Here is a 17,984-nt window from a genome sequence, read left to right as displayed (position 1 = left end):
CGGCGTCCATCCTTCGGAACGGAGCGCCGAGCCCGACGGTTAGCCAGCGCAGACAGGGAGAACGGATATGAAAGCAGGACTTGCCGCCATCGCCATTATCGTGCTTGCCGCGGGATCGGCCCTGGCGCAGGGCGGTGCGCCGAGCGGGCGCGGGTCCGTGACGGGCGACCCCGCCGCAAGCTCCGCCAACCCGCGGGCGGACACGCCGACCACCGGAGCGGCCACCCGCTCGAATCCAAGCGGAAGCGGCACGTCGTCGTCCGGCGGCAAGGACGACAACGGCGATGCAGGCCGCGACAAGATGCCGGAGAGTGACCGCACCGTGCGGCCGCAAAGCCAGCAACGTCCGAGCGACAAGTAGAGGCTATTTGTCCGCCATGGTGCGCTCGGCGTCCCTGACCTGCGCGCGCAGCAGCGGCAGCTGTTCGCGCGCGAACGCTGCGAGCGCCGCGTTGTCGGGCGCCACCAGGTAGCGCTCGAGCAGGCCGATGATGGAGTCATATTCGGGAATCTGCGCCGCATAGAAGCTTCTGACGTAGGCCGGGCCGTCCGACATTTCGGGCTCGACGAGGCTCGCGCTTGGAGAGGCGAGTGCTGCCTTTCCGATTTGCAGTTCCGCGCCGATGGCCTCCTGGACCTCTTTCAGCTTCTTGTCGCGCTTGACCGCTTCCTCGGCGCGCAAGGCGGCGAGATTCTTGACCTCCGCGTTGCCCTTGAGGTCGGTGTTCTCGAGAAGCCCCTGTTGAAACCGGCTGAAATTGTAGACGGCGCTGATCACCTCGATCGCGGAGGGTGGCCGTTCGCCGGGCTTTCGTTCGGCAACGCTGTCGGCAAGCGCCGAGGTGCTGATGAATGCCAGGATGATTGCGGCGACAACTCGCATCGATCTTCAATGACCAACCCCGTGCGAAAGTTCCCTGAACCATTACGATCCGGTAAGCGGGTTGCGACGCAGGAGTTCCGTCCCCACGTCTTTTATATGAAACAGTCTGACATCTTCAGAGACAATGCCGACAATTGTCTTCAGCTTGCCGAGCGTGCCGACGGACAGCCCGCCCATAAGCGCTATTCGCGCATGGCCGACGCCTGGACGGCGCTGGCCAACGAGCAGGATTGGCTCGATGGCGAAATTTCGCCCGTCCCGGCTCATGCAGCCCCAAAGCGGAACGGGTGAGCTCGGCCTCACGAACCTGCATGTGAGACCGCTCACGGAAGGCACGCAACTGATTTGGGATCATCCGGGGAACGTCGATCGCGGCGATTTCCAGTTGCAGAAGGAGGTTTGGCGATGGCTCCACGTCTGGCTCTTCTTTCCCTCATTCTCGCCTTTGGCGTCTCTGTCGCCTTCGCGACGGTGACGACGGTGCGACAGGTGCATCTCGAGAACGCATCTGCCGTTCACGCCGCGCGCAGCTGATTGCAGCAGCGGAACATTCGCGGCCGTAATGCGTAAGCGCTCCGACATATCAGGAGAAGCGAGAACGCATCATGGCCCATTCCGACCAAGGCATCGTCAAGGACAAGCGTGGGGAGGTGCAGCCACGCGACAAGGAACGTGCGCAATCCGTGCACAAGACGGATCCGCAAGGCTCGCCCTCGCGTGAAGCGACGCGCGATCCCAAGCTGAACGACAACAGCAAGACGCCAGGTTCCGGCGCCATGCCGGACGGCTCGAGCGACGCCACAGGCTAGCTCTCACCAGGAACGAATTCGCGCGGGAAGAGTCGACGGATGGCTTCCGGCAGTCTGCCCCCGGTGCGCCGGAAGCATCTCCAAGGACGGCCCTGGCACCCACCGTGCCGGGGTCGTTTGCTTGTGGAAGAGGGTAATGTGCGTCAGCCGCCGCCGCTCTCCGGATCCCCCTGAGTATGTCCGTCAGGCCCGCGGCCGAACACGCCGAAGCTGCTTGACTTCACGCCGGCAGCGGCATCGACGCCCACAGCGGCCAGTCCGAACTTGAGGAGTTCGCGGACGGCTGCCGCCCGCGTCGGCATGCGGTGTTTGAACCGGAAATCGTCGACGGCGGCCAACTCTTCCGGCGAGAGCATGACCTGAAGGCGCTCGGCGCGAAGGTCGTTCATGGCGATCACGCAAATTGAGTAGGTTGAGTAGTTTACTCAACGAACCAACTTGATGAGAGTTCCGCGAAAGCCGATAAAGCCTCCAAATGAGTAGGAAAACAAAATAAAATCAATGATTTAGAAACGCGCCACGCCGTGAGGCATTGTTCCCGGAAGGAGAGAGACCATGGCGGACGAAGTCAGGTTGCCTCGCAAGCTGTCCGAAGAGCCCGCGGCGCCCGGGCCGGTGCGGCCAAGCCAGCAGAAGATCATCGATGAGGTCGAGCGCTGGGCCAACAGCCCGGGCCTCCAGCCGCCGCAATCGCAGCCCTCGACGGGGGCGAAAGCGAACTAGGGCTTCGCGTAGCGAGAGCCCGTTGCCGACGGCGAATGGCCTGATCGGCGCGATTTGTGGGAGACAATGCGAAGCTTGCGCCTGAGCCCCCACGCCGACACGGAAACGATGGCCCAGACCGCCAGCGCGGCGATGAAAGCGAATGCGGCGCTTGCCTCGATGATGGCATAGAAGATGGCGGCGAACGCGGCGAGGCCGATGCTGCCGAGTGCGGCGCCTGCGGCGTCGAGCGCCGCGGCCTTCTGCCCGCGACGGCGCCCGCTCAGGCCGGCCTTCTCCTTGGCGTGACGCTCGTGGCTTTCGATCAGTGTCGCGCTGGCGCAGAAGACCGCCGGAAGAGCAAGAAAGAGCCCGCCGACGGCCGTGCCGAACTTCGAGCCGATAACGCCCGCGAGCACCGTGGCACCGCCGCCAAGCAGGAAGCGAATGGCGTACTCGTACCACCGCGTCTGTTTCAGCGCCGATGTCGATAGCTTCACCAGCATCAGGCCGCACCTCCCAGGCCGGCGAGCAGGCCGAAGGCGACCACGAGCCATGCGGCAAAGGCGAGGATCGTTGCTGGAAGCGCCCCGAGACGGAGCCTCATCAGGAGGTGGCAGACGACGACGCTGTAGCAGGCGAGCGCGATGGCGCCATAGATCATCGTCCAGCTCTCGGCCGCAGCATATTGCGGGCCGTGCTGGACCACTGCGATGCTGAGCGTAGCCAGCGCCACCGACGGCGCTGCACCAAGCAGCCCGGCAAAGCTCTTCGGCCGCAGCATGTCACCGAAGATCGCGAAGACGGATACGATCAGACCGCCGGCGACGAAGCGCACGAGATACTCGGTCATGGTTGTCCCTCCGAGCCCTCGCGCCGCTGCCGTGACGCCGCCAGCGTGAACGGCCTGAGCAATCGCTCGACGATGATGCCGAGCGTGAAGCCTGCCACGACGTCGCTGGCCCAGTGCGCGAGCAGCGCGAGGCGCGTCAGGGACAGCGCTACGGCAAAGGAGCGCGCCAGGCTGCGGCGAGCCGGCGGCAACAGGCCGGCGGCCGAGGCAAGGGCGCCCATATGCACGGCGTGACCTGAGGGAAATGCGTCGCGGGCCCGCCCCGAAAAGGGAACACCGCGCCAGTGGCCGCTCACCGTCAGCCGGTCGGGCCTCGTTTGATCGAACACGGATTTCAAGACATGCGGCAACACGGCCGTCACCAGCGACACGATCAGGACGTGATCGGCCAAGGGGCGCTGCTGCGGATGCCGGAGGCGGGTGTAGAGCCATCCCGCCGCCGCGAGTGCGACCAGGATATGCTCGTCGGCACCCCAGGTCATGGCCTGGGCGGCATGCTCGAGCCCCGAGTTGGTATTGTGCGCGATCTCGTTGGCGATCGCCGTATCGATCCGGGTGGGTTTGACTGTTACTAAGGCCATCGGTCCGTCGGCGAGATATCCTCCATGACGGTTTTGTAAAGCCCGGACATAAGGAAGGTTCCTAGGCGCAACCGACAGGCATCGCGCAGCGGCAGCGCGATGACGTTTCTCATCGCGCTGCCGGGAAGCACGCCGGGACGGCCGGCGTCCTGCAGCAATGCGTTACTTGGTTTGGCCGACGCTCGGCGCCCTGCCGAGGGTCTTGGCCATGTCGAGGTGGTGCTTCAACGCCGGGAGTGTCTTGCCGGCCCAATCTTTGAGCTCGGCATTGTCGCCACCCTTGGCGTAACGTTCGAACAGCGACACGGCATCTTCATGCGCGCTGACCTGATAGGAATTGTAGTCCGAGCTGAAATCCTTGCCGCTCGCATTCTTGAGCTTGTCGATCTTGCTCTGATGCGAGCTGTCGAGCGCCGTCGGCAGCGTGGCCTGCACCTTGCCATTGCCGACCAGTCCCTTGAGCTCGCTGCTCGTCTTGGTGTGATCGGTGATCATCTGCTGCGCGAAGGTCTTCTCCTCCGCGTTGCCCTTCTGCTGAGCAAGCTTGCTTGATTCGATCTCGAACATGTCGCTGATCGCGACCTGGGTCACGAAGTCGGCGGTCGCAGGCGCAACGCCGAGCACCGAATTCACGCCGGTCTTTTCGCCGAGCGACTGGGCGAGGGCCGGGCCTGCGAGAACCATGCAGGCAAGCGCGATGATTGTGCGTTTCATGGTCAAATCCTTCCGATAGGTCGCGATGCCGCTTGCCGGCGATGTGCGCCGACCAACACGCCGCCGGGGCCGAGGTTCCTAACGGCTAATCCGCGGGATTGCGTCCGGTGCGCGGATTGATCGGATCTGTCGGCTTGCGTCGAAGCCGCTCGGGCAGGAACGGTTCGGCCGGCGCAGCGGTTGCGTCGGCCCGGACGTCAGCATGGCGCTGCGCCCGCTCGTGCGGCGTCCGATTGTCGTTGATGTGGTACTTCACGTCGACGCCATCGACGGGGTCGTTGACGCCGTGCCTGATATCGCGGAAGTCACTCATGGCTCACCTCATTGCTTTCCGGGCAGAATCGATTCCAGCACCTGCCGCGCTGCTCCCTTGATCATCCCGCTTTCGTTCGGGTCGCCCTTCATCAGGGCGAGCGAAAAGTTCTTCGCCTGCTGCAAGGTGATGTGCGGCGGCAGCGGCGGCACCTCGGGATCGGTTTTCACCTCCAGCACGACGGGCATCTCGCTCGCAAGCGCCTGCTCCCAGGCCGAGCCGAGCAGCTGTGGGCTGTCGACGAAGATGCCGCGCAGGCCGATCAGCTCGGCGAAGCGCGAATAGGAGACATCGGGAATGCGCTGCGAAGCCTCGAACTTGGGATCACCGTTGATGATGCGCTGCTCCCAGGTGACCTGATTGAGATCCTCGTTGTTGAAGACGCACACGATGAAACGCGGGTCCTTCCAGTCGCGCCAATACTTCGCCGCGGTGATCAGCTCGGCCATGTTGTTCATCTGCATGGCACCGTCGCCGACGAGTGCAATCACGGGGCGGTCGGGATGGGCGTATTTGGCCGCGAGCGCGTAAGGCACCGCAGCGCCCATCGAGGCGAGGCCGCCGGACAGCGAGGCCGTCATGCCGCGTCGCATCTTGAGGTCCCGCGCGAACCAATTGGCGCATGAGCCGGAATCGCTGGTGATGATGGCGCGGTCGGGCAGGCGCGGAGACAATTCCCAGGCGACGAGCTGCGGATTGACTGGCGCGGCGGGCTGATGCGCGCGGTCATCCAAGGTCTTCCACCATTTCGCGACGTCCTCCTGGATGCTCTGGCGCCAGGCGCCGTCGCTCCTGGTTTTCAGCCGTGGCAACAAGGCGCGCAGCGTCTCGGCGGCATCGCCGACGAGGCCGACCTCCATGGGAAAACGGATCGACATCATGCTGGCGTCGATGTCGATCTGCACGCCGCGCGCGCTGCCTTCCTTCGGCAGGAATTCGGCGTAGGGAAAGGCTGAGCCCACCATCAGCAGCGTGTCGCATTCCATCATCATGTTGTAGCTGGGCTCGGTGCCGAGCAGGCCGATCGAGCCGGTGACCCATGGCAGGTCGTCGGGCAGCGCGGCCTTGCCGAGCAATGCCTTGGCGCAGCCGGCCGACAGCCGGTCGGCGACCGCAATGACGTCGTCGGTGGCGCCAAGTGCGCCGGCGCCGACGAGCATCGCGACCTTCTTGCCGGCATTGAGGATCTCCGCGGCGCGGTCGAGATCGGCATCACGAGGGATGACTTTAGGCGCGCTGTAACCGACGCCGGAGTGCAGCGTGCCGTGCGCGCGCGGCGGGTCCTCGTAAGGCTCCTCCTGCAAGTCGTTGGGCAAGATGATGACGGTCGGAGTCCGCCGCGCCAGTGCGATCCGCACCGATCGATCAATCAGATGTCGCACTTGTGCAGGCGAGGAGGCCTGCACGACATAGGCGCCTGCGACGTCCTTGAACATCGAGAGAAGATCGAGCTCCTGCTGATAATGACCGCCAAGCGCATTGCGAGCCTGCTGGCCGACGATCGCCAGCACCGGCTGGTGATCGAGCAGCGCGTCGTACAGCCCGGTGACGAGATGCGAGGCGCCGGGGCCGGAGGTCGCAATGCAGACGCCGAGCTCGCCCGAGAATTTCGCGTAGGCGGTCGCCATGAATGCCGCCATCTCCTCGTGCCGCGCCTGCACGAAGCCGATCTTGCCGTCGGCCCGGTTCATCGCACCGAACACGCCGTTGATGCCGTCGCCGGGATAGCCAAAGATGTGGCGCACGCCCCATTGGTGCAGGCGCTGAATGATGAAGTCGGAGACGGTCTGGGACATTGCGGGCGGCTCTCTTTCTTGCGGCCTCGGTCGTCTCAGAGAACCGGTTCTTTGTGGCGATGTTCCCAAGCATTTGCGGAACACGCGCCGGAACGATCGCTCACCCCTTTCGGTTGATTCCCAAATGGCTGAGTGGAGAATGACGATGCTGAATCAGGGTGAACTGGACCGCAACGAGATGGGCCGGCTGATCGGAAGCGACAAGGTCGAGGGAACCGCCGTCTACGGCGCCGATCGTAACAAGATCGGATCGATCGAACGGGTCATGATCGACAAGATCAGCGGCAAGGTCTCTTATGCAGTGCTTGGTTTCGGCGGCTTTCTCGGCCTCGGCAATGATCACTATCCGTTGCCCTGGCAGTCGCTGAAGTACGACACCGAGCTCGGCGGTTACGTAACCGCGATTACCGCCAAGGATCTGGAAGGCGCGCCGAAATATAGTGAGAAGACCGACTGGAACTGGGGCGATGACGCCGCCGTGCGCGGCATCAACTCCTATTACGGCGTTCCCTTCGCTTGAGCTTTGTGAGGTGCGCCTCACTCATCCCAGCGCTTCCCTCCGCCCCGGGCCCGCATGCACATCCCTGGCATGCAGCACTTCGCCGCATTCCGAACACACCATGACGGGGTCGAACAGCTTGCCGCAGCTCTTGTGCTCATGCAGCAGCGGGCGGCCGCGCTCGTCACCCATATGGGTGTCGCCCCAGTGCACCATCGCCATGATGATCGGGTAGAGGTCGAGCCCCTTTTGGGTGAGGATGTATTCGTAGCGCTTCGGCGCCTCGGAATAGGGGACGCGGCGCAGGATGCCGAAGCGGACCAGCTTCTTCAGCCGTTCCGAGAGCAGATGGCGCGTGATCTGGAGCGAGGATTGAAAGCCCTCGAAACGCCGTACGCGCAAGAAGCACTCGCGCAGGATCAGCAACGTCCAGCGGTCGCCGATCACGGCGACGGTGCGGGCGAGCGAGCAGGGCTCTTCCTCAAGCGTGTCCCATTTCATGATGCGGTTTCCTGCAGGTCGTCAGTCTGAAAAAGGAACTAAGTTGATCAGTCAGAGAGATTTATGCCGAAAGCTAGCATTCGACTGCTCAGTTTGACAGTTCTATTTTTGAACTATAGCCTCCGGCACATCAAACGCCGCACGCCCACAGTGCGGCTCACCGGAGGAGGCGATCTTGTCCAAGCGAAACGCCACTGCGGCCGTCATCGGAGCCGGCGATTTCATCGGCGCCGAGATCGCCAAGAAGTTTGCCGCCGAAGGGTTCTCGATTTTCGCCGGCCGCCGCAATGGAGATAAGCTCGCGCCGTTGGTGCAAGAGATCGAAGCCGCCGGTGGCGAGATCCACGCCCGCTCGCTCGACGCGCGGAAGGAGGATGAGGTCATCGCCTTCCTGAACGACGCCGACCAGCATGCACCGCTCGAAGTCTGCATCTTCAACGTCGGTGCTAACGTCAATTTCCCGATCCTCGACACCACCGAGCGCGTGTTTCGCAAGGTGTGGGAGATGGCCTGCTATTCCGGCTTCCTCGCGGGGCGCGAGGCGGCGCGGCTGATGCTGCCGCGCGGCGGCGGCAACATCTTCTTCACGGGTGCGACCGCAAGCTTGCGCGGCGGCAGCGGCTTTGCCGCCTTTGCCAGCGCCAAGTTCGGCCTGCGCGCGGTGGCGCAGGCGATGGCGCGCGAGCTCGGGCCGAAGAACATCCACGTCGCCCATCTCATCATCGATTCCGGCGTCGACACCGAATGGGTGCGCCAGCGCCGGCTCGAGGCGCTCGGCCCGAATGCGCTTGACGATCCCGACCTTCTGATGCCGCCGTCGTCGGTCGCGAACGCCTATTGGCAGCTTTATCAGCAGCCGAAGAGCGCCTGGACCTTCGAGATGGAGATCCGCCCCTTCGGAGAGAAATGGTGACCGCGGCGGGAAAGTCCGGCTAGACTGACTTCAACATCGAGCAAATTCCGGGAGGACCTTCAGTGAAGACCGCGATCACCGAACTGTTCGGCATCGAGCACCCGATCATCCAGGGCGGCATGCATTTCGTCGGCTTCGCCGAGCTGGCGGCGGCCGTCTCCAATGCCGGCGGGCTCGGCATCATCACCGGTCTCACGCAGAAGACGCCGGAGCTGCTCGCCAAGGAGATCGCGCGCTGCCGCGACATGACGGACAAGCCGTTCGGCGTCAATCTCACTTTCCTGCCAGCCTTCTCGGCGCCGCCTTATCCGGAATACATCGCGGCGATCGTCGAGGGCGGCATCAAGGCGGTGGAGACCGCAGGCCGCAGCCCGGAAGCCTACATGCCGGCGCTGAAGGCCGCCGGCATCAAGGTCATCCACAAATGCACCTCGGTGCGCCACTCGCTGAAGGCCGAGCGCATCGGCTGCGATGCCGTCAGTGTCGACGGCTTCGAGTGTGGCGGCCATCCCGGCGAGGACGACATCCCCAACATGATTCTGCTGCCGCGTGCGGCGGAGGAGTTGAAGATCCCGTTCGTCGCCTCCGGCGGCATGGCCGACGGTCGCAGCCTGGTCGCGGCGCTCTCGCTGGGCGCGGCGGGCATGAACATGGGCACGCGCTTCATCGCCACCAAGGAAGCGCCGGTGCACCAGAACGTCAAGGACGCGCTGGTCGCGGCCACCGAGCTCGACACCCGCCTGATCATGCGGGCGTTGCGCAATACCGAGCGCGTCCTGAAGAACGCCAATGTCGACCGCCTGCTCGAGATCGAGCGCGAGAAGGGCGCCAAGCTCACCATCGACGACATTCACGACCAGGTCGCGGGCGTCTATCCCAAGATCATGCTGGACGGCCAGATGGACGCCGGCGCCTGGAGCTGCGGCATGGTCGCAGGCCTGATCCACGACATCCCGTCTTGCAAGGAGCTGATCGATCGCATCATGGACGAAGCGGAAACCATCATCCGCAGCCGCCTGCTGGGGTTCCTGGACGGGACGGGGGCGACGCGAAAGGTCGCCTGACACCCGTCAAACTTCTTAACCACGGCGGCATTTGACCGCTGGAATTGCGCGCGGCGCCTCCTAGATAAGGGTAAATTGCCCCTTTCATAAATCGATTTCAGGAGGCATCCGTGGTCCTGAAAAGTGTTCACTTCGCAATTGCCTTTGCCCTCGTGGTCGCAGGGGCCGGTGTCGCGCGCGCCGACGACTACAAGCCCGACGAATATCTCGGCCTCGATCTCTCAAAGGCCCTGCTGTCGCCGAAACGTCTCGGGCCGGAGACGCACTTCGCCCCGGTCGCGCTCGAAGCGCGTGGCGGCAACGAGGCACAGGCGCGCGCTGAGCCCGTCGAGGTGCCGAAGAAGGTTGCCGCCGAACGCGTTCGTGTGGCCGAGCCGAAGGCCGCGCATGCGGCGAGCACACCGCCGCGCGGCGCGGCCCGTGCCAAGCTTGCGCACCGCCGGGGCAATCCGCTCGATGCGCAGGCGATGGACACCCGCATCCAGACCTGGCCATGCCGCTCCGGCGGCATCTGCAACTGGAAGCGGTAGGCGCGAGAGCCGTCGCTGTGTCTTTACCTCTCCCCGTAAGAACGGGGCGAGGGAGCAGACCGCGCTCCGCGGTTGCAACAGGCGTCATCCCCGCGTCGCAAAACCGTAGGCGCGGAGTCAAGAAACCGTAAGCTGGGAGTCAAGGAGCGCAGGCACCTTCCGTCGCGATTCGACGAAGGTCTCCTGAATGGCAACGCTCCGCGCCTCGCGCGCATGGACCCGGCGGCAGTTCCTGGTCCGCTCCGCCTCCAGTCTCGCCATCGCCTCGCTCGCGACGCCTCATTTGAGCCGCGCCGCCGACCGGCCGCAGATCGCAGGTGGCATCCAGTCCGGCGATGTCTCGGATGGCTCTGCCGTAGTCTGGGCCCGCGCCGACCGTCCCGCGCGGATGCAGGTGGAGTGCTCGACCGTTGAGAGCTTCAAGACCATCATCGCCTCGGCTTCCGGCGATGCGCTGCCCGATGCCGATCTCACGTCGAAGCTTCTGCTGGCGGATCTGCCGCCCGGACAGGACATCTTCTACCGCGTCCGCTTCGCCGACATCGCCAGCGGTCTCCTCAGTGAAGGCCGCATCGGCCATTTCCGCACCGCGCCGGCAGTGCGCCAGTCGATCTCGTTCCTGTGGTCCGGCGACACCGCAGGGCAGGGCTGGGGCATCGACGTCTCCCGCGGCGGCTATCGCAGCTATCGCACCATGCTCGACAACAATCCGGATTTCTTCATCCACTGCGGCGACCACATCTACGCGGACTGCACGATTCCTTCCGAACAGAAGCTGCCGAACGGAGAGACCTGGCGCAACCTCGTCACCGAAGAGAAATCCGAAGTTGCGCACACCCTGGCGCAGTTCCGCGGCAACTACAAATACAACCACCTCGACGAACATTTCCGCGCCTTTCATGCAGAGGTGCCGATGTTCGCGCAATGGGACGATCACGAGGTGACCAACGACTGGTCGCCGATCGGGACCCATGACGAGACCGGTTACGAGGACGACGGCACCCCGCGCCTGGTCGCGCGGGCCCGCCGGGCCTTCTTCGACTTCATGCCGATCCGCAACATCAGCGCGCAGCACGGCCGCGTCTATCGCAAGATCGCCTATGGCCCGCTGCTGGACGTCTTCATGATCGACATGCGCAGCTACCGCGACGAGAGCTGGAACAAGAGTGATGATCGCCGCGGCTGGATCCTGGGCGCCGAGCAGCTCGCCTGGCTGAAGCGCGAGCTTGCCGCCTCACGCGCGACTTGGAAGGTGATCGCGGCCGATTTGCCGATCGGCCTGGTCAGCCTGGATGCGGTCGCGCTCGGCGATGGGCCGCCCGACCGGCGCGAGCACGAGATCGCCGATCTGCTCGCCTCCATCAAGCGCGCCGGCATCCGCAACATCGTCTGGCTCACGGCCGACATGCACTACACCGCCGCGCACTATTACGATCCGAACAAGGCGCAGTTCCAGGATTTCGAGCCGTTCTGGGAGTTCGTCTCCGGCCCGCTGCATGCCGGCAGCTGGAGCCCGGGCGAGCTCGACGACACCTTCGGGCCGGTCGCGATGTACCAGCATGGCTGCAGCGCCGCGCAGGGCGACAATCTGGCGCCCTGTTTCGGCTTGCAGTTCTTCGGGCGGGTCGACATCGACGGCCGCAGCGGTGTGATGACCGTGACCCTGAAGGACGTCGACAATCGCGACCTCTGGTCGGTCGACATCGTCCCGCGGCCGCAGATGCATCCGTCGCTGGTGGCGCAGCATTCGTAGGCTGCTAACCCGATCTTGATTGGCCGCCATGCTCCTCCCGCGCTAGGGTAAGGGCTCCCACCACTTCTTTTCCGTCACCAAAGGTCTGCTCACGCGGCATCGCCGCGCGCATCCGGTGGGCTGAATATCTCGGGAGCCTGTTTCATGGACCATCTGAAAACACAGGGCATCAGCATGCCCAAGCTCGGCCTCGGCACCTTCCGCATGCAGGGCGATGCCTGCCGTGCCGCGGTCGAGAGCGCGCTGTCCATCGGCTATCGCCACATCGACACCGCCGAGATGTACGCCAACGAGGAGGCGATCGGCACGGCCATCGCCGCGTCCGGCGTGCCGCGCGGTGAGCTGCACGTCACCACGAAAGTCTGGCACGAGAACCTCAGCCCCGATGCGATCCGCCGCGCTTTCGACGCCAGCCTCAGGAAGCTCGGGCTCGACCATGTCGATCTCTATCTCGTGCACTGGCCGTCGAAGGCCGCGAACTGGGGCGCGGTGTTCGAGACCCTGATGAAGTTCAAGGAGGAGGGGCGCACGCGCGCCATCGGCGTTGCCAATTTCACCACCGCGCTGCTCAAGGTCGCGGTCGAGGAGATCAAGGCGCCGATCGCCTGCAACCAGGTCGAGTATCACGCCATGCTCGATCAATCGAAGGTGCTCGCCTATCTCCAGGCGAGGTCGATCCCGCTGGCTGCCTATTGCCCGCTCGCGCAGGGACGTTTCGCGACCGACCCGGTGCTGGCCGACATCGGCGCCAGGCACAATGCCACCGCCGCGCAGGTCGCGTTGAAATGGCTGCTCGACCAGGACGGCGTCGCCGCGATCCCGAAGGCCTCGCGTCGCGAGAGCCAGCAGGCCAATCTCGACGCGCTGAAGATCACGCTCGACGATGCCGACCGCAAGAAGATCGCCGCGCTGGCGAAGGACAGACGCTGCGTCAATCCAGGCTTCGCGCCGGCGTGGGATTAATCGATCTTCACCCTCTCCCCTTGTGGGAGAGGGTGGCTCGCCGCGAAGCGGCGAGACGGGTGAGGGGTCTCTCTCCGCGCATGAGTCTTTCACTTTCGGACTCGCTGACGCAACCCCTCATCCGGCGCTTCGCGCCACCTTCTCCCACAAGGGGAGAAGGAAAAAAGAACGCAAGAAAATGGCCCCGTCAGGGGCCATTCCTTGTCGCGTTGCGCATTAGTCCCAGTGATGGTGGCGATGGCTGCGCTTGATCACGACGACCTTGTCGCCGCGATGGCGCCAGCCATGATGCCAGCCACGGTCATGGTGCATGCGGTATTCGGCGCGAGCGCCGTACGGGCCGTGATGATGATGACCGCGCTTGATCACCACCGTCTCTGCGCTGGCCAGCGTCGGCGCCGCAATCACGATCGCGCCGAGAGCCGCAACCACATAACCAAGCTTCTTCATGCTGTCCTCCTCCAAACGAATGCACATCTAAACCGCAGATTTGCGCGAACGTTCCGGAGAAACGGCGAGAGAATTCTGAACGGATGTTCAGACGAAGGCGTGCTAGTCGCAGCGCTGCTGCGCGGGCGTCGGTGCACCTGTTGCGACGTACTTGCCGTCCCTGATCGTGTACTCGCCGCGCTCGCTGCGATTATAGATCGCGCGCAGGCGGCCGTCCTTCTGCAACAGCAGCCCGAACTCGCGCGCCTGACGCAGCAAGGGGAAGTAGACCATCACATTGAGCAGGCCCTCGGCATTGACCGTGGCGGACACGATCTCGTTCTCGTCCATGGCCTCGCCGAAATTGCGCCGGTACATCACCCGGCCGTCTTTCCGGATTTCGTAAGTCAAGAGCGCACCCTTGTCGCGGTCTGGCCGGGCAGAGCAATCGACCGCCCAGGAGCCGAGCAGGCCCCATTGCTCCACGGTCACGGCCAGCGTCTCGGCACCGGCCGTGGAGGTGAACGCGACCCACAGCACCGCAGCCGCGATCCAGCGACCCGAACACCGCATCATGTCCTGAGAAACCCCGCCTCGACGAATTCCAAAGTCTAGCATTCCGCGCGCGGTCGTCCACGGCAGTCGTCGATCGCGCGCGAATTTGATCCGCGTCAATGAGGCAGGGCGTTTCGAAGGTAAGATGGCATTTCCCGAAGGCGAACGTGGATAGAGCAATGCTGAATCAAGTCATGGATTTTGCGGGCGAAGTGCTGCCGGGGAGCTGCGCCGTGCCGCCCTATTCGGAGACCGCGTTTCTGGCCGAGCTGGGTGACCGCCTGAGGTCCTCGCGCACCCGGTGCGACCTGTCGCGCCGGGAGCTTGCCCGCCGCTCCGGGATTTCCGAGCGCTATATCGCCCAGATCGAGGCCGGCAAGGGCAACGTCTCCATCGTCCTGTTGCTGCGGCTCGCTTCCGCGATCCACGGCAGTCAGCCACAGGCGGCATGAGGAGACGCTCGACTAGGCCTCAGGCCCGCTTCTCCACATTGGCGCTACGCGCCGGCACGCCGAACTCCTTGCGGCACACTTCGGCCAGCACGGCGACGCCGTCGCGGATCTGCTGGTGCGAGGGGCTGGCAAAGCACAGCCGCAGCCGCGATGCGGAATGGCCCTTGTTGGTCGACCATTCCGGCCCCGGATTGATCGAGACGCCGGCGGCGAGCGCGGCCTGATACAGCTTCAGCGTATCGACCTGGTCGGGGAGCTTGACCCACAGGAAGATGCCGCCCTTGGGCGCCTCGAATTCGGCGGCGGTCCCGAACTGCTCGTTCAGGGCTTCCATCAGCGTGTCGAGCTTGCTGCGCAGTGCCTTGGTCAGGGCCGGCACGTGGGTGGAAAAATGCGGCTTGCAATAGCTGGCGAGCACCATCTGCTCCAGCGCACCGGAGCCCGCATCGGTCTTCAGCGCCAGCATCCGCGACATCACCTCCCAGGGAGCCACGACGAAGCCGACGCGCAGCGCCGGCGCGATCGATTTCGAGAACGAGCCGATATGAATCACGCCGCCGTTCGGGCTCATCGCGTAGATGCCCGGCGGCCGCTGCCCCGACCAGACGAGGTCGGCATAGCAATCGTCCTCGAAGATGGGCACGCCATATTCGGTCGCGAGCCGCACCAGCTCGGTGCGGCGGCTCTCGGGCATGATGCTGCCGGTCGGGTTCTGCACCGTCGGAATGGTGTAGATGTATTTCGGCCGGATGCCGCGACGCTTCAGGTCGGCCAGCGCGGAGGCCAGCAGGTCCATGCGCATGCCGTCCTTATCGAGGGGAATGCCGACGACGTTGACGCCGAGCCGCGCCAGTCGTGTCAGGGAGCCCTGATAGCTCTCCTGCTCGAAAATCACGGTGTCGCCGCGCGTCAGCAGGGTGGCGTTGACGAGGTCGAGGGCCTGGAGCGAGCCGGAGACGATCAGGAGATCGTCGACCGTGCAGCTGATTCCAGCATCGCGCCTGAGTTTCGCCACCAGGAATTCGCGCAAGGGGAGGTAGCCCTGCGGCCCATGCGCCAGCCCGTAGGTGGCGAGCGAGCGGCCCTCGTGCCGCAGCACCGTGGTGGCCGCTTCGATCAGCTCGTCGAGCGGCACCTGTTCGGAATCGTTGTTACCGCCGACGAAGCTGTATTTGGCAAGGCCCGTCCAGCGCGCAGAAGGGGCCGGCAGCCCTGCTGGAAACAGGGGCGCGAAATCGAAGCTGGACGTCATGGGAGCGTTCCTCGTTTTGTTCTTGTTGAGCGTCGGCTTTGCGCCGGCCGCCTTACTTCTTGCCGGCCGTCCTGGTCGGACGGCCTCACTTCTTTGTGGCCGTCCTGGTCGGACGGCCTTGGCTGATGAAAGCGTAATGCGCGTTGGCGATGCCGCCAACCATCAAGGCTTCGACCACCGGCTCGGCGATCTCGCCCGTGGCGGCCCAGTCAACCAGGAAATTGGCACCGGTCCCGCCACGCACGTCGTCGGTCGGAATGAAGATCGAGACGGTGGCGAGCGGCCTCAACGCCACCGGCGTCTTCAGATAGCTCTCGACCTGCTTGCCTGCGGTGTCGAAATAGGCGATGCGTTTGATGACCAGCGGCTGGGTCTCGGAGGCGTTGTGAACGCTCAGCGTCACCGAGAAGTCGACACGCAGCTTGCCCTGGCTCATCGCGACGCTGGAATAGGCGGGCACGTAGAAACCGCCGGAAACGGCGAGGTCTTCCTTCGGCAGTGGGGTGAGCGATTCGGCAAAGTTTTGTTCGATATTGACCTTGGATTGCGCGGCGGCGGGCACGGCAAAGGCGAGGGGACTGAGCAGCATGGCTGCGATGAGCCCATTCCGCATGTGACGAATTGCTCGCTTGCCGCACCGCAACCCGTCTCTAGGGTGCGGCAAAACGGACCAATTTGGCATGCACGAGCTCATTCGCGACATCACTCTCTCTATCCTGTTTGCCTGGATGCTGGGCCTGCTCGCCCATTTCGCCCGGCAACCGCTGATCCTGGCCTACCTTATCGCCGGCTTCTGCATAGGTCCATTCGGCGCCGGCTGGGTCCATTCGCAGGAATCGATCAGCGTCATCTCCGAGCTTGGCCTGATCTTCATGCTGTTCATGATCGGGCTCGAGATCGACCTGAAGAAGATCGTGCGGGCAGGGCGGGTGATTCTGTTCGCGGCGGGCAGCCAGCTGCTCGGCGGCTGCCTGCTCGGGGTTCTATTCTTCGTCGGCATCGGCCTGTCGCTGGGCGGCGGGCATTTCGATGCGGTCTATCTCTGCGTCGCCTGCGCGCTCTCCAGCACCGTCATCATCGTCAAGGTGCTCTACGAGAAGCGCGAGCTCGACACGCTGCCGGGCCGCATCACCCTCGGCGTGCTGGTGCTCCAGGACATCTTCGCCATCCTGTTCCTGGCGGTGCAGCCGAGTCTCGCCAATCTGCAGGTCAGCGTCATCCTGCTCTCGATCGGCCGCGTCGCGGTGCTGGTCGCCGCCGCGCTGCTGGTCAGCCGTTACGTGCTGCCGCGCCTGTTCCACCAGATCGCCAGGCGGCCCGAGCTGATCCTGCTCGGCGCGCTGGCCTGGTGCTTTCTCGTCGCCGAGACCGCCGAGCGACTGTCGCTGTCGCGCGAGATGGGCGCGCTGATCGCCGGCGTCTCGCTCTCGACCTTCCCTTACGCGCTCGACGTCACCGCCAAGGTCACCACGCTGCGGGACTTCTTCATCACACTGTTCTTCGTCGCGCTCGGCATGACCATTCCCGTGCCGGGCCTCTCGGTGATCGGTCTTGCCTTGATGATCGCGGCGTTCACGGTGGCAAGCCGCCTCGTCACGACGTTCACGCCGCTCTACCTGATGAAGCAGGGCCTGCGCGCCAGCCTGCTGCCGGCGCTCAACCTCGCGCAGATCTCCGAATTCTCGCTGGTGGTGATCCAGACCGGCGTCACCGACCGCCACATCGCGGCCGAGACGGCGAATGCCGCCTCCTTCGCCTTCGTGGTGCTGGCGGTGCTCTCGACCTTCGTCATGACCCGCAGCGACCAGATCACCCGCTGGGCGATCGGCCCGTTGAAGCGGATCGGCCTGCGCGATCTCGACCATGGCAACGGCCATGCCGAGGAGGGCCACGAGGGCGGCCATGGCGAAGCCCGCCGCATCGTGATCCTCGGCTTTTTCCGTGCGGCGAGCGCGCTTCTCGCCGAGATCGAGCGGCAGGCACCGGTGCTGCTCGACCAGATCACCGTCATCGACTTCAACCCCAATGTGTACAAGACCCTGCTTTCGCGCGGCCTGCATGTGATCTACGGCGACATCAGTAGCGCTGACACGTTGCTCCATGCCGGCGTCGGCAAGTCCGAGATGATCATCCTCAGCGTGCCGGATTCGCTATTGAAGGGCGCCACCAACGAGAAGCTGGTCCGCCACGTCCGCGCGCTCAATCCGACCGCCCTGATCGTCGCGACGGCCGACCTGTTGGCCGACGTCGACGCGCTCTACGAGGCCGGCGCCAGCTACGTCACCGTGACCCGGCTCAGCGATGCCCATGAGCTGTTTACCGTGATCGAAGCCGCCCAGGCCGGCCTGCTCGCGGACAAGCGCGCCGAGCTCGATCTGCGCCTCGGCGAGCGCCGCGAGGTGCTGCCCTGACGGCGTCGGGT

26 protein-coding genes are annotated in these 17,984 nt (G+C 64.6%); 13 read left to right on the top strand and 13 right to left on the bottom strand.

Going from position 1 to position 17,984, the window contains the following annotated elements; genetic code table 11:
• Positions 1-67: 67 nt before the first annotated feature.
• The gene (locus ACNJYA_RS28310; RefSeq protein ID WP_172787317.1) at positions 68-361 is read left to right on the top strand and encodes a hypothetical protein; all 294 of its coding nucleotides are present in this window, start codon (positions 68-70) and stop codon (positions 359-361) included.
• Positions 362-364: 3 nt separating this feature from the next.
• Here the strand turns inward: ACNJYA_RS28310 and ACNJYA_RS28305 are convergent, their stop codons facing one another.
• Positions 365-883, bottom strand: coding sequence for a DUF4142 domain-containing protein (locus tag ACNJYA_RS28305; protein WP_439363955.1), 519 nt, complete (start codon positions 881-883; stop codon positions 365-367).
• A 96-nt stretch (positions 884-979) separates the two neighbouring features.
• Here ACNJYA_RS28305 and ACNJYA_RS28300 point away from each other — a divergent pair, with 96 nt between their 5' ends.
• The 3 genes from ACNJYA_RS28300 to ACNJYA_RS28290 all read left to right on the top strand — a co-directional run bounded on the left by ACNJYA_RS28300 (position 980) and on the right by ACNJYA_RS28290 (position 1,692).
• Positions 980-1,174 (top strand): hypothetical protein, encoded by a 195-nt coding sequence (locus tag ACNJYA_RS28300; protein ID WP_172787378.1) that lies wholly within the window; start codon positions 980-982, stop codon positions 1,172-1,174.
• A gap of 114 nt (positions 1,175-1,288) precedes the next feature.
• Complete coding sequence (locus ACNJYA_RS28295; RefSeq protein ID WP_257187568.1) at positions 1,289-1,417, top strand: hypothetical protein; 129 nt, start codon at positions 1,289-1,291, stop codon at positions 1,415-1,417.
• 71 nt (positions 1,418-1,488) lie between these two features.
• The gene (locus ACNJYA_RS28290; protein ID WP_439363954.1) at positions 1,489-1,692 is read left to right on the top strand and encodes a hypothetical protein; all 204 of its coding nucleotides are present in this window, start codon (positions 1,489-1,491) and stop codon (positions 1,690-1,692) included.
• Between the two features lie 143 nt (positions 1,693-1,835).
• Here the strand turns inward: ACNJYA_RS28290 and ACNJYA_RS28285 are convergent, their stop codons facing one another.
• The gene (locus ACNJYA_RS28285; RefSeq protein ID WP_172787320.1) at positions 1,836-2,081 is read right to left on the bottom strand and encodes a hypothetical protein; all 246 of its coding nucleotides are present in this window, start codon (positions 2,079-2,081) and stop codon (positions 1,836-1,838) included.
• Between the two features lie 166 nt (positions 2,082-2,247).
• On the opposite strand from ACNJYA_RS28285, the gene ACNJYA_RS28280 reads away from it, so the two are divergent.
• Positions 2,248-2,415, top strand: a complete 168-nt coding sequence (locus ACNJYA_RS28280; RefSeq protein WP_172787321.1) for a hypothetical protein — start codon at positions 2,248-2,250, stop codon at positions 2,413-2,415.
• Here ACNJYA_RS28280 and ACNJYA_RS28275 read toward each other — a convergent pair.
• The 6 genes from ACNJYA_RS28275 to ACNJYA_RS28250 all read right to left on the bottom strand — a co-directional run bounded on the left by ACNJYA_RS28275 (position 2,412) and on the right by ACNJYA_RS28250 (position 6,651).
• Positions 2,412-2,900, bottom strand: a complete 489-nt coding sequence (locus ACNJYA_RS28275; protein ID WP_439401061.1) for a DUF3147 family protein — start codon at positions 2,898-2,900, stop codon at positions 2,412-2,414. The genes ACNJYA_RS28280 and ACNJYA_RS28275 overlap by 4 nt on opposite strands.
• A complete protein-coding gene (locus ACNJYA_RS28270; protein WP_439363950.1) occupies positions 2,900-3,247 on the bottom strand; it encodes a DUF3147 family protein in 348 nt (115 codons plus the stop codon). Before ACNJYA_RS28270 ends, ACNJYA_RS28275 begins: the two co-directional genes overlap by 1 nt.
• Positions 3,244-3,828 carry a phosphatase PAP2 family protein gene (locus ACNJYA_RS28265; protein WP_439363949.1) on the bottom strand — a complete coding sequence of 195 codons (585 nt, stop codon included), beginning with the start codon at positions 3,826-3,828 and terminating at the stop codon, positions 3,244-3,246. Before ACNJYA_RS28265 ends, ACNJYA_RS28270 begins: the two co-directional genes overlap by 4 nt.
• Before the next feature lie 162 nt (positions 3,829-3,990).
• Complete coding sequence (locus ACNJYA_RS28260) at positions 3,991-4,542, bottom strand: DUF4142 domain-containing protein (protein WP_260382659.1); 552 nt, start codon at positions 4,540-4,542, stop codon at positions 3,991-3,993.
• Positions 4,543-4,627: 85 nt separating this feature from the next.
• On the bottom strand, positions 4,628-4,855 hold the full coding sequence (locus ACNJYA_RS28255; RefSeq protein WP_172787326.1) for a hypothetical protein: 228 nt from the start codon (positions 4,853-4,855) through the stop codon (positions 4,628-4,630).
• 8 nt (positions 4,856-4,863) lie between these two features.
• Positions 4,864-6,651 carry a thiamine pyrophosphate-requiring protein gene (locus ACNJYA_RS28250; protein ID WP_172787327.1) on the bottom strand — a complete coding sequence of 596 codons (1,788 nt, stop codon included), beginning with the start codon at positions 6,649-6,651 and terminating at the stop codon, positions 4,864-4,866.
• 145 nt (positions 6,652-6,796) lie between these two features.
• Here ACNJYA_RS28250 and ACNJYA_RS28245 point away from each other — a divergent pair, with 145 nt between their 5' ends.
• Positions 6,797-7,171 (top strand): PRC-barrel domain-containing protein, encoded by a 375-nt coding sequence (locus ACNJYA_RS28245; RefSeq protein WP_172787328.1) that lies wholly within the window; start codon positions 6,797-6,799, stop codon positions 7,169-7,171.
• A gap of 21 nt (positions 7,172-7,192) precedes the next feature.
• Here the strand turns inward: ACNJYA_RS28245 and ACNJYA_RS28240 are convergent, their stop codons facing one another.
• Positions 7,193-7,651, bottom strand: a complete 459-nt coding sequence (locus tag ACNJYA_RS28240) for a winged helix-turn-helix transcriptional regulator (RefSeq protein WP_439401060.1) — start codon at positions 7,649-7,651, stop codon at positions 7,193-7,195.
• A 175-nt stretch (positions 7,652-7,826) separates the two neighbouring features.
• Here ACNJYA_RS28240 and ACNJYA_RS28235 point away from each other — a divergent pair, with 175 nt between their 5' ends.
• The 5 genes from ACNJYA_RS28235 (at position 7,827) to ACNJYA_RS28215 (ending at position 12,874) form a co-directional block, all read left to right on the top strand.
• The gene (locus ACNJYA_RS28235; protein WP_439363947.1) at positions 7,827-8,564 is read left to right on the top strand and encodes an SDR family oxidoreductase; all 738 of its coding nucleotides are present in this window, start codon (positions 7,827-7,829) and stop codon (positions 8,562-8,564) included.
• A gap of 62 nt (positions 8,565-8,626) precedes the next feature.
• A complete protein-coding gene (locus tag ACNJYA_RS28230; RefSeq protein ID WP_172787331.1) occupies positions 8,627-9,628 on the top strand; it encodes an NAD(P)H-dependent flavin oxidoreductase in 1,002 nt (333 codons plus the stop codon).
• A gap of 110 nt (positions 9,629-9,738) precedes the next feature.
• Positions 9,739-10,158 carry a hypothetical protein gene (locus ACNJYA_RS28225; RefSeq protein ID WP_260382663.1) on the top strand — a complete coding sequence of 140 codons (420 nt, stop codon included), beginning with the start codon at positions 9,739-9,741 and terminating at the stop codon, positions 10,156-10,158.
• A gap of 187 nt (positions 10,159-10,345) precedes the next feature.
• Positions 10,346-11,911 carry an alkaline phosphatase D family protein gene (locus ACNJYA_RS28220; RefSeq protein WP_439401059.1) on the top strand — a complete coding sequence of 522 codons (1,566 nt, stop codon included), beginning with the start codon at positions 10,346-10,348 and terminating at the stop codon, positions 11,909-11,911.
• Positions 11,912-12,055: 144 nt separating this feature from the next.
• Positions 12,056-12,874: an aldo/keto reductase gene (locus ACNJYA_RS28215; RefSeq protein ID WP_439363945.1), complete on the top strand. Its 819-nt coding sequence runs from the start codon at positions 12,056-12,058 to the stop codon at positions 12,872-12,874.
• Positions 12,875-13,090: 216 nt separating this feature from the next.
• Here ACNJYA_RS28215 and ACNJYA_RS28210 read toward each other — a convergent pair whose 3' ends face one another.
• Both ACNJYA_RS28210 and ACNJYA_RS28205 read right to left on the bottom strand, forming a co-directional pair.
• Positions 13,091-13,324 carry a hypothetical protein gene (locus ACNJYA_RS28210; protein WP_212254669.1) on the bottom strand — a complete coding sequence of 78 codons (234 nt, stop codon included), beginning with the start codon at positions 13,322-13,324 and terminating at the stop codon, positions 13,091-13,093.
• 102 nt (positions 13,325-13,426) lie between these two features.
• Entirely contained in the window at positions 13,427-13,879 is a 453-nt protein-coding gene (locus ACNJYA_RS28205; protein WP_439363944.1) for a hypothetical protein, read from the bottom strand.
• 158 nt (positions 13,880-14,037) lie between these two features.
• Between ACNJYA_RS28205 and ACNJYA_RS28200 the strand changes: the two genes are divergently transcribed.
• Positions 14,038-14,310, top strand: a complete 273-nt coding sequence (locus tag ACNJYA_RS28200) for a helix-turn-helix domain-containing protein (protein WP_172787337.1) — start codon at positions 14,038-14,040, stop codon at positions 14,308-14,310.
• A 19-nt stretch (positions 14,311-14,329) separates the two neighbouring features.
• Here the strand turns inward: ACNJYA_RS28200 and ACNJYA_RS28195 are convergent, their stop codons facing one another.
• Together ACNJYA_RS28195 and ACNJYA_RS28190 are read right to left on the bottom strand one after the other, a co-directional pair.
• Positions 14,330-15,562: a PLP-dependent aminotransferase family protein gene (locus ACNJYA_RS28195; protein WP_439363943.1), complete on the bottom strand. Its 1,233-nt coding sequence runs from the start codon at positions 15,560-15,562 to the stop codon at positions 14,330-14,332.
• An 85-nt stretch (positions 15,563-15,647) separates the two neighbouring features.
• Positions 15,648-16,175: a DUF3124 domain-containing protein gene (locus ACNJYA_RS28190; RefSeq protein ID WP_439363942.1), complete on the bottom strand. Its 528-nt coding sequence runs from the start codon at positions 16,173-16,175 to the stop codon at positions 15,648-15,650.
• Between the two features lie 67 nt (positions 16,176-16,242).
• Here ACNJYA_RS28190 and ACNJYA_RS28185 point away from each other — a divergent pair, with 67 nt between their 5' ends.
• Positions 16,243-17,973: a cation:proton antiporter gene (locus tag ACNJYA_RS28185; RefSeq protein WP_212254672.1), complete on the top strand. Its 1,731-nt coding sequence runs from the start codon at positions 16,243-16,245 to the stop codon at positions 17,971-17,973.
• The last annotated feature ends 11 nt before the right edge of the window (positions 17,974-17,984 follow it).

This window comes from Bradyrhizobium sp. BLXBL-01, from assembly GCF_051853025.1.
Taxonomy (GTDB): domain Bacteria; phylum Pseudomonadota; class Alphaproteobacteria; order Rhizobiales; family Xanthobacteraceae; genus Bradyrhizobium.
This window is presented reverse-complemented; position numbering and strand designations above follow the sequence as displayed.

What these genes read in the sequence shown, in the direction of transcription:
- ACNJYA_RS28260 (WP_260382659.1), bottom strand. Translation starts at nt 4,542, where the DNA reads ATGAAACGCACAATCATCGCGCTTGCCTGCATGGTTCTCGCAGGCCCG.
- ACNJYA_RS28255 (WP_172787326.1), bottom strand. Translation starts at nt 4,855, where the DNA reads ATGAGTGACTTCCGCGATATCAGGCACGGCGTCAACGACCCCGTCGAT.
- ACNJYA_RS28205 (WP_439363944.1), bottom strand. Translation starts at nt 13,879, where the DNA reads ATGATGCGGTGTTCGGGTCGCTGGATCGCGGCTGCGGTGCTGTGGGTC.
- ACNJYA_RS28275 (WP_439401061.1), bottom strand. Translation starts at nt 2,900, where the DNA reads ATGCTGGTGAAGCTATCGACATCGGCGCTGAAACAGACGCGGTGGTAC.
- ACNJYA_RS28300 (WP_172787378.1), top strand. Translation starts at nt 980, where the DNA reads ATGAAACAGTCTGACATCTTCAGAGACAATGCCGACAATTGTCTTCAG.
- ACNJYA_RS28310 (WP_172787317.1), top strand. Translation starts at nt 68, where the DNA reads ATGAAAGCAGGACTTGCCGCCATCGCCATTATCGTGCTTGCCGCGGGA.
- ACNJYA_RS28210 (WP_212254669.1), bottom strand. Translation starts at nt 13,324, where the DNA reads ATGAAGAAGCTTGGTTATGTGGTTGCGGCTCTCGGCGCGATCGTGATT.
- ACNJYA_RS28305 (WP_439363955.1), bottom strand. Translation starts at nt 883, where the DNA reads ATGCGAGTTGTCGCCGCAATCATCCTGGCATTCATCAGCACCTCGGCG.
- ACNJYA_RS28215 (WP_439363945.1), top strand. Translation starts at nt 12,056, where the DNA reads ATGGACCATCTGAAAACACAGGGCATCAGCATGCCCAAGCTCGGCCTC.
- ACNJYA_RS28200 (WP_172787337.1), top strand. Translation starts at nt 14,038, where the DNA reads ATGCTGAATCAAGTCATGGATTTTGCGGGCGAAGTGCTGCCGGGGAGC.
- ACNJYA_RS28220 (WP_439401059.1), top strand. Translation starts at nt 10,346, where the DNA reads ATGGCAACGCTCCGCGCCTCGCGCGCATGGACCCGGCGGCAGTTCCTG.
- ACNJYA_RS28245 (WP_172787328.1), top strand. Translation starts at nt 6,797, where the DNA reads ATGCTGAATCAGGGTGAACTGGACCGCAACGAGATGGGCCGGCTGATC.
- ACNJYA_RS28285 (WP_172787320.1), bottom strand. Translation starts at nt 2,081, where the DNA reads ATGAACGACCTTCGCGCCGAGCGCCTTCAGGTCATGCTCTCGCCGGAA.
- ACNJYA_RS28190 (WP_439363942.1), bottom strand. Translation starts at nt 16,175, where the DNA reads ATGCGGAATGGGCTCATCGCAGCCATGCTGCTCAGTCCCCTCGCCTTT.
- ACNJYA_RS28295 (WP_257187568.1), top strand. Translation starts at nt 1,289, where the DNA reads ATGGCTCCACGTCTGGCTCTTCTTTCCCTCATTCTCGCCTTTGGCGTC.
- ACNJYA_RS28280 (WP_172787321.1), top strand. Translation starts at nt 2,248, where the DNA reads ATGGCGGACGAAGTCAGGTTGCCTCGCAAGCTGTCCGAAGAGCCCGCG.
- ACNJYA_RS28270 (WP_439363950.1), bottom strand. Translation starts at nt 3,247, where the DNA reads ATGACCGAGTATCTCGTGCGCTTCGTCGCCGGCGGTCTGATCGTATCC.
- ACNJYA_RS28265 (WP_439363949.1), bottom strand. Translation starts at nt 3,828, where the DNA reads ATGGCCTTAGTAACAGTCAAACCCACCCGGATCGATACGGCGATCGCC.
- ACNJYA_RS28250 (WP_172787327.1), bottom strand. Translation starts at nt 6,651, where the DNA reads ATGTCCCAGACCGTCTCCGACTTCATCATTCAGCGCCTGCACCAATGG.
- ACNJYA_RS28290 (WP_439363954.1), top strand. Translation starts at nt 1,489, where the DNA reads ATGGCCCATTCCGACCAAGGCATCGTCAAGGACAAGCGTGGGGAGGTG.
- ACNJYA_RS28240 (WP_439401060.1), bottom strand. Translation starts at nt 7,651, where the DNA reads ATGAAATGGGACACGCTTGAGGAAGAGCCCTGCTCGCTCGCCCGCACC.
- ACNJYA_RS28195 (WP_439363943.1), bottom strand. Translation starts at nt 15,562, where the DNA reads ATGACGTCCAGCTTCGATTTCGCGCCCCTGTTTCCAGCAGGGCTGCCG.
- ACNJYA_RS28185 (WP_212254672.1), top strand. Translation starts at nt 16,243, where the DNA reads ATGCACGAGCTCATTCGCGACATCACTCTCTCTATCCTGTTTGCCTGG.